The organism is Neptuniibacter sp. CAU 1671 (assembly GCF_029222905.1).
Classification (GTDB): domain Bacteria; phylum Pseudomonadota; class Gammaproteobacteria; order Pseudomonadales; family Balneatricaceae; genus Neptuniibacter.
On record NZ_JARHUE010000003.1, the window covers coordinates 61,850 to 76,217 of the forward strand.

The 14,368-nt window shown below is 51.1% G+C and carries 10 protein-coding genes; all 10 read left to right on the plus strand.

Going from position 1 to position 14,368, the window contains the following annotated elements:
- Nucleotides 1-88 precede the first annotated feature (88 nt).
- The 10 genes from pilM (at nt 89) to P2G53_RS06335 (ending at nt 14,262) form a co-directional block, all read left to right on the plus strand.
- A complete protein-coding gene (gene pilM, locus P2G53_RS06290) occupies nt 89-1,147 on the plus strand; it encodes a type IV pilus assembly protein PilM (RefSeq protein ID WP_275815380.1) in 1,059 nt (352 codons plus the stop codon).
- Nucleotides 1,148-1,159: 12 nt separating this feature from the next.
- Nucleotides 1,160-1,708: a PilN domain-containing protein gene (locus P2G53_RS06295; RefSeq protein ID WP_275815382.1), complete on the plus strand. Its 549-nt coding sequence runs from the start codon at nt 1,160-1,162 to the stop codon at nt 1,706-1,708.
- 2 nt (nt 1,709-1,710) lie between these two features.
- Nucleotides 1,711-2,307 carry a type 4a pilus biogenesis protein PilO gene (gene pilO, locus P2G53_RS06300; RefSeq protein WP_275815384.1) on the plus strand — a complete coding sequence of 199 codons (597 nt, stop codon included), beginning with the start codon at nt 1,711-1,713 and terminating at the stop codon, nt 2,305-2,307.
- Between the two features lie 11 nt (nt 2,308-2,318).
- Complete coding sequence (locus P2G53_RS06305; RefSeq protein WP_275815386.1) at nt 2,319-2,867, plus strand: pilus assembly protein PilP; 549 nt, start codon at nt 2,319-2,321, stop codon at nt 2,865-2,867.
- A gap of 11 nt (nt 2,868-2,878) precedes the next feature.
- Entirely contained in the window at nt 2,879-4,975 is a 2,097-nt protein-coding gene (gene pilQ / locus P2G53_RS06310; RefSeq protein WP_275815388.1) for a type IV pilus secretin PilQ, read from the plus strand.
- Nucleotides 4,976-4,986: 11 nt separating this feature from the next.
- Nucleotides 4,987-5,502, plus strand: coding sequence for a shikimate kinase AroK (aroK, locus tag P2G53_RS06315; protein WP_275815390.1), 516 nt, complete (start codon nt 4,987-4,989; stop codon nt 5,500-5,502).
- A gap of 29 nt (nt 5,503-5,531) precedes the next feature.
- Nucleotides 5,532-6,626, plus strand: coding sequence for a 3-dehydroquinate synthase (gene aroB, locus P2G53_RS06320; protein ID WP_275815392.1), 1,095 nt, complete (start codon nt 5,532-5,534; stop codon nt 6,624-6,626).
- A gap of 22 nt (nt 6,627-6,648) precedes the next feature.
- Nucleotides 6,649-8,112 (plus strand): AAA family ATPase, encoded by a 1,464-nt coding sequence (locus P2G53_RS06325; RefSeq protein ID WP_275815394.1) that lies wholly within the window; start codon nt 6,649-6,651, stop codon nt 8,110-8,112.
- 192 nt (nt 8,113-8,304) lie between these two features.
- Nucleotides 8,305-12,765: a glutamate synthase large subunit gene (gene gltB / locus P2G53_RS06330; RefSeq protein ID WP_275815396.1), complete on the plus strand. Its 4,461-nt coding sequence runs from the start codon at nt 8,305-8,307 to the stop codon at nt 12,763-12,765.
- A gap of 75 nt (nt 12,766-12,840) precedes the next feature.
- The gene (locus tag P2G53_RS06335) at nt 12,841-14,262 is read left to right on the plus strand and encodes an FAD-dependent oxidoreductase (RefSeq protein ID WP_275815398.1); all 1,422 of its coding nucleotides are present in this window, start codon (nt 12,841-12,843) and stop codon (nt 14,260-14,262) included.
- Nucleotides 14,263-14,368: the final 106 nt, after the last annotated feature.

Consider the following 14,368-nt stretch of genomic DNA (forward strand, 5'->3'; position numbering starts at 1 on the left):
CCACCGGGGGGCGGAATATAATTCTTAAAGTGGTGCTTATCGGGTAGCCGTAGGTGCGAATAAAACCATAAACGTAAGGATATTGTCTGTGTTTGGCTTTATGGAGAAAAAGTCCGGGGAGTTTGTCGGTATCGACATAGGTGCCTCGTCGATCAAGCTGGTCGCCCTGTCCAAGCAAGGTAAAGGGTATTCACTTCAGGCATATGCGGTGGTCTCTCTTCCTGGTGGAGCCATTAATGATGGCAATATCCAAAACCCGGAAGTGGTATCAGAAGCTATCAGCAAAGCGTTACGTATTTCCGGTAGCAAGGCCGTTGAAGCTATTACGGCGGTGCCCTCCTCTGCAGTAATCACAAAAACCCTGCAAATGAACGCCCTCTACACAGAACGTGATCTGGAAGAGCAGGTTCGTCTTGAGGCGGATCAGTTTATCCCCTATCCGCTCGATGAAGTGGCATTGGATTTTGAGATGCAGGGCCCTTCCTCGCTGCCTAACCTTAATCAGATTCTCGTTGTGGCGTGTCGTAAGGATGATGTTGAACAACGTGAAGATGTTGTCACTGAAGGTGGTTTGAAGTGTCTGGTGGTTGATGTAGATACCTTTACGCTTGAGCGTGCAGTGAATCACATGATTCCAGGGCGACAGGATGAAGATCCATTAGTGGGGGTGGTTGACATCGGTGCTTCAACCCTGACGTTACATGTCTTGCGTGGCGATAAGATTGTATACACCCGCGAACAGGCGTTTGGGGGTAATGAATTAACCAACTCGATTCATCAGCAATATGGAATGTCTGCTGAAGAAGTAGAGCAAGCGTTGCGCAGTGGAGAACTTTCTCAGGAAATCACTGAGATGCTGGTGTTACCCTTCAGGGCGACAGTTGTGCAGCAGGTTTCCCGTGCGCTGCAGTTCTTTTATTCTTCCGGTGCTCACAGTGAACTGTCCCGCCTTCTGCTGGCAGGTGGTGTTGCCAATATCGAGGGGCTGGCCGGTATCATCGAGGAAGAGGTGGGTGTGCCGTCTGTAGTGGCCAATCCATTCAGTGATATGGCGATAAACAGCAAGGTTAATCGTGTTCGGCTTGAGCGTGATGCTTCAGCATTGCTGAAGGCGCTGGGTATGGCGATTCGTGGATTTGAGGAATAAGGAACGTCGACAATGGCAAAAATAAACCTTAGGCCATGGCGTGAAGAGCGCTCAGAGCAGCGCCGCAAGCAATTTCTGACCAATGTTGTGGCATCCATTATATTGGGCGGTGTGCTTGTATTTGCCATGGGCTATTACTTTGATTTCATGAAAGAGCGCCAAAACAGCCGTAATGGTTTCTTGCGGACTGAAATCGCTAAGCTTGATGAGCAGATAAAAGAGATCAAAAAACTGAAAGAGCAAAAAGCGCGTCTGCTGGAGCGGTTGAACGCAATTGAAGAATTGCAGGGTACCCGGCCTTTGATTGTGCGCACCTTCGATGAGCTGGTGCGGGTTATGCCGGATGATCTGTATTACTCATCCATAAGCAAAAAAGGCGAAAAAATTTCCATTACAGGTAATGCCGGAGACAACATCCAGGTTTCTAACTTGATGCGGAATATGGATGCCTCTGTCTGGTTTGGCGAACCAAACCTCAGCAAAGTGACCCGCCAGGGTAGCAATGTGAAAAACTTTGTTTTGGCTGTTGATGCTTCAAAGCCTAACCCTGAGGTGGACTGATTATGGATAAGTTGAAAAAAGCATTTGAAGGCTTTGACATCAATGAGCTCGATTTTTCTCAGGCGGGCGACTGGCCGATCGGTGTTAAAATCGTTTCATACATTTTGATCGTTGCTATTCTGGCTGTTGGCGGCTGGTTTTATTACGTGGAAGATAAAAAAATTCAGCTTCAGCGTGAGATCAAAAAAGAAACTGAGCTACGCCAGACCTACAAATCCAAGGCGTTTGAAGTCGCCAATCTTGCAGCACTGAAAAAACAGATGGCCGATGTGGAAGAGCGGTTTGCGGCAATACTGCTTCAGCTGCCTACTGAAAAAGAAGTTCCGGGGTTGTTGGAAGATATTACCAATCTCGGTACCAGTGTCGGGCTCGATATTGGTTCGATTGCGCTGGCGTCGGAGCGAAAAGAAAAGTTTTATATAGAACTGCCGATCAATATCGTGGTGCAGGGCGCTTATCATCAGTTCGGCCAGTTCGTGAGTGGTATTGCTGCACTGTCACGTATTGTGACCCTGCATGATTACACCATTAACCCAAGCGGTGAGTCGCTGAGTATGACCATCAGTGCCAAAACTTATCGTTACGACGATACGAAATAAGGAGCAAAGGGATGAAAAAACTCCTTAGCATTGTATTTGTATCTCTGTCACTGACTGGTTGTGTTGACTGGGTCGATGGAATCGACGACCTGAAAGTGTTTGTGGAGAAAGCCAGGGCTGCTGCTCCTGGTAAGATTGAACCGCTGCCTGAGTCAAAACCTTATGAGAGTTTTGTATACGAAGGGGCCAGCCTGCGTGAACCATTTCGCCCGCTGCTGCCAGAGCAGCCTGAAGCGGTGGCAGGCGAGCCTGGCGCAGTCGCAGATAACGGTATTAAACCTGATTCGGAGCGAATCAAAGATTATCTGGAAACATTCTCGGTAGATGATCTTGAAATGGTAGGTATCATTTTTAAGCGTGGCCAGAAATCCTCCTGGGCATTAGTGCGTGATCCGAATGCGGAAGTGCACAGGGTCACCGTAGGCGATCGCATGGGTCTTGATTACGGTGAAATTGTGGCGCTGGATGAGCGTAAAATTCAACTCAAAGAAATCATCTCAAATGGTCGTGGCGGCTGGATGTATCGGTCTCGCACATTAGCCTTGGAAGAGCAGGAATAAGGGATAGTATCGTGAAAAGATTCATACTTGTAATTTCAGGGTTGATGGCCCGGACATCCAAAAAAGCTTCTTTTCTGAGTGTCTGCGCAGCCATCTTTATGATGTCAGGACTGGCCTCAGCCAACTCCATGACGGCAGCTGACTTTGTGTCTCTGCCTGGGGGTGGGGTAGAGTTGAAATTTAATTTTGATTCGCCGCCTGCTTCCCCCAAGGCCTACATGATCAAAAAACCAGCCAGATTGGTGTTGGATGTCGCTGGTGCTGATAATAAGCTGGGTGCCCGTTCTCTGGATGTCAAAGAAGGCTTGGTTGACGAAGTTAATTTTGCTGAGAGCGAAGGCCGGCTGCGCATTGTTGCCAATCTGACCGATGGAGCTAATTACGACACCTATGTAGACGGCAACAGTTTGTTCGTTGTTATTAAAGGTGGCGCTGCGATTAAATCGCCTGTAGCTGCAGCGAGTGTTGTTTCTTCGGGTGAATCGAATACCGCTCCCGTAGTTGAAAGCACTAAGGTTCAGGGTATTGATTTTGAACGCGAAGAGGGCGGTGTGGGCCGGGTCTCTGTTGTGCTTTCTGACGATAAGGCCGGGGTCGATATCGTTGAAGAAGGCAATAATGTGGTTGTAAACCTGTTGGGTGCAAAACTGCCTGCTGCATTGCAGAACCGAGTTGATGTGCAGGATTTTGTTACACCGGTGATGTTTATTGATTCAATGGGCAAAGGTGCAAACACCAGTATTTTGATCAAGCCCAGTGCAGAACCCTACGAATATCTGGCATTTCAGACCGATAACCGATTGATTCTGGATTTCAAACCCCTGTCACCACAGGACAAAAAAGAACGCGAGCGTGATCTGTTTCCTTACAGCGGCGAACCCATTGATTTGAATTTCCAGAATGTCGAACTGCGGTCTGTGTTGCAGATTATTGCGGAAGTGGCAGAACTAAATCTGGTGGTTAGTGATGCGGTGGGTGGTAATATCACCCTGCGTCTGAAAAATGTCCCATGGGATCAGGCGCTGGATATTATCCTGAAAACCCGTGGTCTGGGCCAGCGTACTGCAGGTAATGTGCTGTTGATTGCGCCCATTGCTGAACTGGCAGAGCAGGAAAAGCAGGAGCTGGAAAGCAAAAAAACCATTGAAGAACTCGCGCCTCTGCGTACTGAATTTATCCAGATCGATTACCGTAAAGCATCTGAAATGCTGAAAACGGTTCAGGAAGCTAAATTGATTTCTGAACGTGGTTTTGCCATGGCAGATGATGAAACCAATGTGCTGATGGTGCGTGAAACCGACGCGGGTATTACTGAGATTCGTAAAACCCTGAAGCGTTTTGATGTCGAAGTAGAGCAGGTATTGATTGAAGCGCGTCTGGTAACGGCTTCTACCGATGTCACCAAGAACCTGGGTGTTAAATGGGGTTTTGGCTATAACGATGTGGATAACGGTAAAGGCTGGATTCTGAACAGTGATATTGGTGCAGTAAACTTTGGTGCGCCACCTACTGCAGCAGGCCTCCAGGTTGATCTGGGCGCTAACGTTACTAACCCTGGTTCTATCGCGATTGGTTTTAAACCCGGTTCGAGTAGCTTGCTTGCTCTTGAATTGTCTGCACTGGAGTCGGACAACAAAGTTGAGATTGTGTCTCAGCCTAAGGTCATGACTACCAACGGCAAGCCAGCCAAAATTCAGTCGGGTACCGAAATTCCCTATCAGACTGTTGAAGACAGTGAAGTTAATATCGAATTCAAAGAGGTGGTGTTGAGTCTTGAGGTCACTCCACGTATCAACCCGGGTGATCGCATTGCGATGGACCTGAAAGTGATTCAGGATACGCTGGGCCAGATCCTGCCAACCGGCGACATCAGTATCGATACCAACGAGCTGGAAACATCCGTCGTGGTTCCGGATGGTGAAACCATTGTGCTGGGCGGTGTCTTTAAAAATGAAACCAGCAATGTGGTTGATAAAGTGCCTTTGCTGGGTGATCTGCCTGCTGTGGGTTGGTTGTTTAAACGTAAGTCTGATCAGGTTAGTAAAACTGAGCTGCTGATCTTTATTACACCAAAACTGGTGCGCGGTTCTCTGGCTGCAAATCAGTAGGAACAAGCTGTTTGAACATCTTTCTTGTCGGGCCTATGGGTGCTGGAAAAAGCACCATAGGCCGCTTGTTATCACAGGACCTGAAACTCGAATTTGTTGATTCTGATCGGGAGATTGAGGCTCGGGCGGGGGCTGATATTCCCTGGATATTTGATGTGGAAGGGGAAGTTGGTTTTCGTGATCGGGAGCAGGCTGTGTTAGCCGAGTTAGCAGAGCGTCAGGATATTGTCCTTTCAACCGGAGGCGGTGCTGTCCTGAGACCCGAAAACCGAGCTTGTCTTCAGGCGCATGGTCACGTCGTCTACCTGCAAACTTCAGTTGATCAGCAGCTTGAGCGAACCGCGCGTGATCGTAATCGTCCCTTGCTGCAGACTGAAAATCCTCGACAGGTTTTAGAGACATTGATGGCTGAACGTCATCCTCTCTATACCGAGGTGGCCGATATTGTGGTAAAAACTGACAAACGCCATCCCAAGGCGGTGGCCGGTGAAATCCGTCGTCAGCTACAGGCGGCTTCTCCGCTTTAAAATCGTGCAATTATTTCTTGGTACTTCAGATGCAAACGCTTCGGGTCGAATTAGGCGACCGCAGTTATCCTATTTTTATTGGTCAGAATTTGCTTGATGCAGGTTTGATGAAACCTTATATCAAAGGCAAACAGGTGCTGGTGGTTACCAATGAAACCGTAGCTCCTCTGTATCTGGACCGTTTGTTAGCAAGCCTTGGTGATGGTTATAAAACCGACGCGGTCATCCTCCCGGATGGGGAAGAATTCAAAACACTGGAATATCTGAATCAGATTTTTGATGGATTGCTGGAGAAGCGGCATAACCGTACCACAACGTTGATTGCCTTAGGTGGCGGGGTTGTGGGTGATATGACTGGATTTGCTGCAGCGGCTTATCAGCGAGGTGTTGAGTTTATTCAGGTGCCGACCACGCTGCTGTCACAGGTTGATTCCTCGGTAGGTGGTAAAACCGGCGTTAACCACCCTCGCGGCAAAAATATGATTGGTGCTTTTCATCAGCCGCGCTGTGTGGTGATTGATACGGAAGTTCTCAACACTCTGCCTGATCAGGAACTCTCAGCGGGTATGGCTGAAGTGATCAAATACGGCCTTATTTATGATGCGGAGTTCCTGCGCTTCCTTGAGTTGAATATGACGCAACTGATGCAACGTAATCCGGCGTTGCTGGCTCAGGCCATTTATCGCTCCTGTGAAATCAAGGCTGAGGTGGTTGCGCAGGATGAGAGAGAGTCCGGTATTCGTGCTTTGCTGAATCTGGGGCATACGTTTGGCCATGCCATTGAGGCAGACCAGGGTTATGGCAACTGGTTGCATGGCGAAGCTGTTGGTGCAGGTACCATGATGGCGGCCGATCTCTCCTGTCGTTTGGGTTGGATCACGGCTGATGACGTTCAGCGTGTTAAAAATCTATTGTTGGCAGCGGGCTTGCCTGTCGCGCCCCCCGAGAATATGTCCGCTGAACGTTTCAAAGAACTGATGTCCGTTGATAAAAAAGTACTCGATGGCCAGTTAAGACTCGTGTTATTGAAGCATCTAGGCATGGCGATAGTGACTGATCAGTTTGATGCTGCACTGCTCGATCAGACCCTTCAGGCTGGTGCAGGACTGGGGCAATGCTGCTAATGGATGGCAGAGGAAGGCGATGATGTCTGTTGCTGACACTTATTTTGAACCGCCCAGCCGTATGCAGTTGCTGGAAAAACTCCAGCACCTGATCCGATATTCTGATTTCTTATTGCTGGTCACCGGCGAATCCGGCTCAGGTAAAACCACGCTTATCAATCAGTTGATTCCAGTGTCAGATGACCCCAATCTGGTTGTTTGTCATCTTCCCCTGACGGCATCTGTCAAAGATCGTGAGCTTCTATCAGAGCTGGTCCTGCAGTTACCGCAGCATGAAGCTGGCGGAAACACGCTGGCGGAGCAGCTTACGGAATTTCAGTCCCAGTTAAAGGCGTTGTCTGATGCCGGCCAAAAATGTCTGATTCTGGTTGATAATGCTGATCTTCTGAGTGATTCGGCATTAGACCTGCTGCTTAATCTGCATGCGGCGGGGAGTCCTGAACAGCAGGTACAGCTGGTCCTGTTCGCTGAAGTGAATTTTGCTACCCGTCTGGCGCAGAATGAATTGATTCGTCATCTTGAGGGGCGTATCCACAACCTGTTACTGGTGGGTATGAAGGATGATGAAGTGCATGCATTCATGGAAATCTGCCTGCCTCAGAGCGCCCGGCTGTCCATGCAAAAACGTGATGCTATCGTACAGCGTTCCGGGGGTATGCCGGGGCGGGTAATTGAGCTTTTGTCAGCCAATATGGAGTCGCCAGCCTCTCGGTTGTTTCCCTTGCCGCCGCTGCATATGGCGGGAATTGCTGTCATGCTGTTGGTGGTGTTGGTGTTGTCCATGTGGCAGTTTATGCCGCAAGAGCAGCAGGTGGTTTCAGCTGATTCGCAAGAACGCATTGCAGTCCCTCTGACTGTGCAGGTCGTTCCCGTAGAAGATCAGGTGCCAGCCGAGGTGGCTACGCTGCCTTTGACGGAAGCGCCGGTCAACGATGTTGAACCTCAGCAGATTGAAAATCAGGTCACTCAGGTTGTTGTGCCAGAGCATTCTGAACAAATAGATAAAGAGCCGGAAATTACGCAGCCCCCGAGTGAATCGGTTATTGAAAAACCTGAGATACAAACATCAGTTGTCGAGTCATCTACCCCTGTACAGCCGGTAGCTGAAGTGACTGCTGCGGCGGCTCCGGTTGAAACACCTGAGGTCGTTGTCACATCTGTCCCTCAGCCCGAATCCCGCTATTCTCAGGATGAGCAGACCCTGCTGGGCTGGCCGGCAAAAAGTTACACCTTGCAGGTCATGGGTTCGCGCAGTGAAGAAGGTGCTCAAAAATTTATTCAAAGCCAGAGTTCAGCAGTAGATTTTTATTATTTTGCAACGCAATATAAAGGCAAACCGTGGTATGTTGTGGTATACGGACAGTACAGCAACCGCGATGCAGCGACTTCTGCGATCCAACAGCTGCCTGCAGCGCTGCAAAAGGTTCGTCCCTGGGCCCGCAGTTTGCAGAGTGTGCAACTGGATATAAAGAAGAAAACCAACTGATAATCAACGAGTTGGTAAGAGGTTGGTGCCCTTCGCGCCACCCGTCCCATGAGGACATTTCAGGTCTGAAATTTGTCCCAAAACCTCTTCGCGTGTAGAATAGCTCTCCCTTTTTGCCGAGAGTCATTGGTAGATCGGCATTGGGTACCTTTAAGGTATTGATTCTTAAGTATTTTTAAGTAGGAATGGCTTATGAGCAAAGGTCTTTATCGCCCCGGTGAGTTCAAAGATAACTGTGGCTTTGGCCTTATGGCACACATGCAAGGCAACGCAAGCCACGATCTGCTGGACAAAGCGATTGAAGCCCTGGCATGTATGACCCATCGTGGCGGTATCGCTGCCGATGGTCGCACAGGTGATGGTTGTGGTTTGCTGATGCAGAAACCGGATGGTTTCCTGCGTGCAGTGGCTAAAGAAGAACTGGGTATCGACCTCGGTGAGCTGTATGCCGTCGGCATGATCTTCCTGTCGCAGGATGCTCAGCAGGCTGAAGCAGGTCGTCAGGCGGTGAATGCAGCCGTTGCTGCGGAAGGCCTCAAGGTTGCAGGCTGGCGTGTTGTTCCTACTGATGAAAGTTGTCTGGGTCCGATTGCCAAAGATACCCTGCCGCAGATTGAGCAGGTATTTATCACCTCTCACGACAAAACTGAGCGTGAGCTGGCAGTCAGTCTGTTTATTGCGCGTCGTAAAGCTGAACTGGCGATGACGGCTGATACAGATTTCTATATCTGTAGCTTTTCTGACAAGGTGCTTTCATACAAAGGCCTGACTATGCCCGTCGACCTGCCGGTGTTTTTCCGTGATCTGGCAGATCCGCGACTGGAAACCGCTGTATGTACTTATCACCAGCGTTTCTCTACTAATACCGCGCCACGCTGGCCGCTGGCACAGCCGTTCCGCTTTCTGGCACACAATGGTGAGATCAATACCATTGAGGGTAACCGTAACTGGGCCAAGGCGCGTGCTAAAAAGTTTGAGACAGCGGTGTTGCCAAACCTGGCAGAACTTCAGCCAATCGTTAATACCACCGGCTCTGACTCCTCCAGCATGGACAACATGCTTGAGTTCCTGCTGATTGGTGGTATCGATATCTACCGTGCGGTGCGCATGATTGTGCCACCAGCCTGGCAGAACGTAGATACCATGGATTCTGATCTGCGTGCTTTCTATGAATACAACTCCATGCACATGGAACCATGGGATGGTCCTGCGGGTATGGTAATGACCGACGGTCGTTACGCCGTGTGTATGCTGGACCGTAATGGTCTGCGTCCGTCCCGTTGGGTGATGACCAAACAGGGTTATATCTGCACCGCGTCTGAGATTGGTGTGTTCAGCTACGAACCAGCTGATATCGTGGCGCAGGGCCGTGTTGGTCCGGGTCAGATTCTGGCAATTGATACCCAGAGCGGTGAAGTGCTGCATACCAGTGACGTTGATGGTCGCCTGAAAGCTGCTCAGCCCTACAAACAGTGGCTAAAACAGCATGGCCTGCGCCTTGAGCAGACCATGAACTTTGAGGCAGAAGTTCAGGCATTCAGTGCCTGCGAAATGTCTGCCGAAGAAGTAAAACAGCACATGAAAATGTTCCAGGTCACCTTTGAAGAGCGTGATCAGGTCCTGCGTCCACTGGGTGAAACCGGCATGGAAGCGATTGGCTCCATGGGTGATGACAAGCCAATGGCCGTTCTGTCCAGCCGTGTGCGCTCTGTGTATGACTATTTCCGTCAGCAGTTTGCACAGGTGACCAACCCGCCAATCGATCCACTGCGTGAAGCGATTGTCATGTCGCTGGAAACCTGTATCGGTGCGGAACGTAACGTTTTTGAAGAAACACCGGAACACGCCCGTCGTGTGATCCTGACTACGCCGGTATTGTCTGCCAACAAATTTGTTCGTCTGCGTGATAACAATGAACCTGGCTTTGAAGTGGCTCAGATCGACCTGAACTATGATCCGTCCCAGCAAACGCTGGATCAGGCAATCAAGTCGGTTACCGAACAGGCTGGTGATGCCGTTCGCAGCGGCAAGGTGCTGATCATTCTGAGCGATGCCAAGATCCGTCAGGGTCATCTGCCGATCCATGCGGCGCTGGCCACCGGTGCGGTACACCATTATCTGGTGGATAACGGCCTGCGTTGTGATGCCAACATCATTGTTGAGTCCGGCACCCTCCGTGATCCGCACCACTTTGCTGTGTTGTTCGGCTTCGGTGCAACGGCGGTTTACCCATACCTTGCTTACCGCGTGCTGAATGATCTGTGCGCCAGTGGCGAAATGACCGTTGAGCCGCTGCAGTCACATGAAAACTTCCGTAAAGGCATTAATAAAGGCCTGATGAAGATCCTGTCGAAGATGGGTATCTCCACCATCGCCTCCTACCGTGGCGCGCAGCTGTTTGAAGCGGTGGGTCTGAGCACTGAAGTGGTTGATCTGTGTTTCAAAGGTGTGTCCAGCCGTATTGAGGGTGCCCGCTTTGAAGACTTCCAGTTCGAGCAGTCTCTGCTGGCGAAGGAAGCATGGATTCCGCGTAAGCCAATTCAGGCTGGCGGTCTGCTGAAATACAAACATGATGGTGAATATCACGCCTATAACCCGGACGTGGTTAAAACCATTCATGAAGCGGTACAGACCGGTGATCCGGCGGTCTACCAGAAATATGCTGACCTGGTTAACAAGCGTGGTGTTGCGACCCTGCGTGACCTGCTGGGTCTGAAACAGGTGCAGCCGATCTCTCTGGATCAGGTTGAACCGGTGGAAGCAATCTTCCCGCGTTTTGACTCGGCAGCGATGTCACTGGGTGCATTGTCACCTGAGGCACATGAAGCGCTGGCGGTGGCAATGAATGAGCTGGGCGGTCGTTCCAACTCCGGTGAGGGTGGTGAAGACCCTGCCCGTCACGGCACCATCAAACGCTCCAAGATCAAACAGGTGGCCTCTGGTCGCTTTGGTGTAACACCGGAATACCTGGTCAATGCAGACGTTATGCAGATCAAGGTTGCACAGGGTGCTAAGCCAGGTGAAGGTGGTCAGCTGCCGGGTGGCAAGGTGAACGATCTGATCGCGCGTCTGCGTTATTCCGTACCGGGCGTGACGCTGATCTCTCCGCCACCACACCATGATATCTACTCGATCGAAGACCTGGCGCAGCTGATCTTTGACCTGAAGCAGGTGAATCCTGAAGGTCTGGTATCCGTCAAGCTGGTATCCCGTCCGGGTGTTGGCACCATCGCCTGTGGTGTGGCCAAGGCCTATGCTGACCTGATTACCATTTCCGGTTATGACGGTGGTACTGCGGCGTCTCCGCTGACTTCGATTCATTACGCCGGTTCCCCATGGGAACTGGGTCTGTCTGATGCGCATCAGTCCCTGCGTGGCAACCAGCTGCGCGGCAAGATTCGCCTGCAGACAGACGGTGGTCTGAAAACCGGTCTGGATGTCGTCAAGGCGGCGATTCTGGGTGCCGAGAGTTTCGGCTTCGGTACCATGCCGATGGTGGCACTGGGTTGTAAATACCTGCGTATCTGTCACCTGAACAACTGTGCTACCGGTGTGGCGACACAGAACGACAAACTGCGTCATGATTTCTTCCGCGGCACTGTCGAGATGGTGAAAAACTTCTTCCGCTTTGTGGCTGAAGAGACCCGTCAGTGGATGGCGCAGCTGGGTGTAAGTTCTCTGGAAGAGCTGGTGGGCCGTGTAGACCTGCTTGAAATTCTGGAAGGCCAGACCCCGCGTCAGAAAAATCTGGACCTGACACCGATCATCAGTGTCGAAGGCATTGATCCGGCTGCACCACAGACCTGTCAGCAGCCGAAGAACGAGCCTTACGATACCGGTGCACTGAACACTCAGATGCTGGAGCTGGCACAGTCTGCCATCGTCGCCAAAGAGGGTGGTAGCTGGACACTGAAAGTGACCAACTGTGACCGTTCTGTGGGTGCGCGTACCTCTGGCTGGATTGCCAAACACCACGGCAACCTGGGCATGAACGACAGCCCTGTAACCTTTAACTTCAAGGGTCACGCAGGTCAGTCCTTTGGTGTCTGGAATGCCGGTGGTCAGGAACTGTATCTGGAAGGTGATGCTAACGACTACGTCGGTAAAGGCATGGCTGGCGGCAAGATCGTGATCCGTCCGTTCCAGGAAGTGAGTTTCAAATCGAACGAAACCTCCATCATGGGCAATACCTGCCTGTACGGTGCAACCGGCGGTAAGCTGTTTGCAGCGGGTCAGGCGGGTGAGCGTTTCGGGGTGCGTAACTCCGGCGTTCACGCTGTGATCGAGGGTGCCGGTGACCACTGCTGTGAATACATGACAGGCGGTCTGGTCACTGTGCTGGGCCCAACGGGTTATAACTTCGGTGCCGGTATGACCGGTGGTTTCGCTTACGTGCTGGATCTGGATAACAGCTTCGTGGACAAGTACAACCACGAGCTGGTCGAAATTCAGCGTATCCATACCGAAAACATGGAAGCGTACAAAAACCACCTGCGTACTGTGATCATCGAATTTACGCGTGAAACAGGCAGTGCCTGGGGTCAGGAGATCATCGACAATCTGGACGACTACATCGGCCGTTTCTGGCTGGTGAAACCAAAAGCCGCCAGTTTGAATGATCTGCTGAACAGTGTGCGTAACCGTCCGGAATAACCCAGGCTTTAAAGCCCTAGGTAAAAAGATAAACTGCAGTTGCCGTGAGGCAACTGCCTTTGAGAGGTGAGGATAATGGCTGGCCGTTTGAACAACGATTTTCAGTTCCTCGATGTAGGCCGTAAGGGACCTAAGAAAATTGCGGCATCGACCCGCAAAAAGAGCTTTGGCGAGATCTATGAGCCCTTTGCAGAAGGCAAGGTGCAGGAACAGTCACACCGCTGTCTGGACTGTGGTAACCCGTATTGCTCATGGAAATGTCCGGTACATAACCACATTCCAAACTGGCTGAAGCTGATCTCTGAAGGCAACATTATCGAAGCGGTTGAGCTGAGTCATCAGACCAACTCTTTGCCTGAAGTCTGCGGTCGCGTTTGTCCTCAGGACCGTCTGTGTGAAGGTGCCTGTACCCTGAATGACGGTTTTGGCGCTGTAACCATCGGTTCGGTTGAGAAATACATCACCGATACCGCGTTTGCCATGGGCTGGAAACCTGACCTGTCCAATGTGCCGAAGACTGACAAAAAAGTTGCCATCATCGGTGCCGGTCCTGCGGGCCTGGCTGCGGCCGACGTGCTGGTGCGTAACGGTGTCACCCCGGTGGTGTTTGACCGTAACCCGGAAATCGGAGGTCTGCTGACCTTTGGTATCCCTGAGTTCAAACTGGAAAAGAACGTCATGTCCCGTCGCCGTGAAATCTTCACCGGCATGGGTGTTGAGTTCCGTCTGAGCACCGAAGTGGGCAAAGATGTGACCATGCAGTCACTGATTGACGAATATGATGCCGTATTCCTCGGCATGGGTACTTACACCTACATGAAAGGTGGTTTCCCGGGTGAAGAGCTGGAAGGCGTCTACGATGCACTGCCGTTCCTGATCTCCAACGTGAACCACTGTCTGGGCTTTGAGAAAGATCCTGCGGACTACATCAACATGCAGGGTAAACGCGTTGTGGTTCTGGGCGGTGGTGATACTGCGATGGACTGTAACCGTACCTCTGTGCGTCAGGGTGCCAAGTCAGTCATCTGTGCTTACCGTCGTGACGAAGCCAACATGCCAGGTTCCAAGCGTGAAGTTGAAAACGCGCGGGAAGAGGGCGTCAAGTTCATGTTCAATCGCCAGCCGGTTGAAGTCGTGGGCGAAAACGGCAAGGTTACCGGCGTTAAGGTTGTCACAACCCGCATGGGTGATCCGGATGAAAACGGCCGCCGTCGCGCTGAAGTGGTGGAAGGTTCAGAAGAGGTTCTGCCAGCCGAAGCGGTACTGGTTGCCTTTGGTTTCCGTCCAAGTCCGGCACCATGGTTTGCTGATTTTGGTATCGAGCTGCACAGCGATGGCCGTGTGAAAGCGCCGGAAAAAGCTGCTTACCCATTCCAGACCAGCAACGCAAAAGTGTTTGCCGGTGGTGATATGGTGCGTGGTTCTGATCTGGTGGTAACCGCGATTGCTGAAGGCCGTAAAGCGGCTGAAGGCATGCTGGACTTCCTCGAAGTCTGATTGCACAGACTGCTGTTCAAAAAGGCCGCAATTGCGGCCTTTTTGTTGACATCCGACAGGCTTTTCCAGACGTAAACCGTTAGAATACCCGCTTTGATTTTTAACT

What these genes read in the sequence shown, in the direction of transcription:
- P2G53_RS06295 (WP_275815382.1), top strand. Translation starts at nt 1,160, where the DNA reads ATGGCAAAAATAAACCTTAGGCCATGGCGTGAAGAGCGCTCAGAGCAG.
- pilO (WP_275815384.1), top strand. Translation starts at nt 1,711, where the DNA reads ATGGATAAGTTGAAAAAAGCATTTGAAGGCTTTGACATCAATGAGCTC.
- P2G53_RS06305 (WP_275815386.1), top strand. Translation starts at nt 2,319, where the DNA reads ATGAAAAAACTCCTTAGCATTGTATTTGTATCTCTGTCACTGACTGGT.
- aroB (WP_275815392.1), top strand. Translation starts at nt 5,532, where the DNA reads ATGCAAACGCTTCGGGTCGAATTAGGCGACCGCAGTTATCCTATTTTT.
- P2G53_RS06325 (WP_275815394.1), top strand. Translation starts at nt 6,649, where the DNA reads ATGTCTGTTGCTGACACTTATTTTGAACCGCCCAGCCGTATGCAGTTG.
- gltB (WP_275815396.1), top strand. Translation starts at nt 8,305, where the DNA reads ATGAGCAAAGGTCTTTATCGCCCCGGTGAGTTCAAAGATAACTGTGGC.
- P2G53_RS06335 (WP_275815398.1), top strand. Translation starts at nt 12,841, where the DNA reads ATGGCTGGCCGTTTGAACAACGATTTTCAGTTCCTCGATGTAGGCCGT.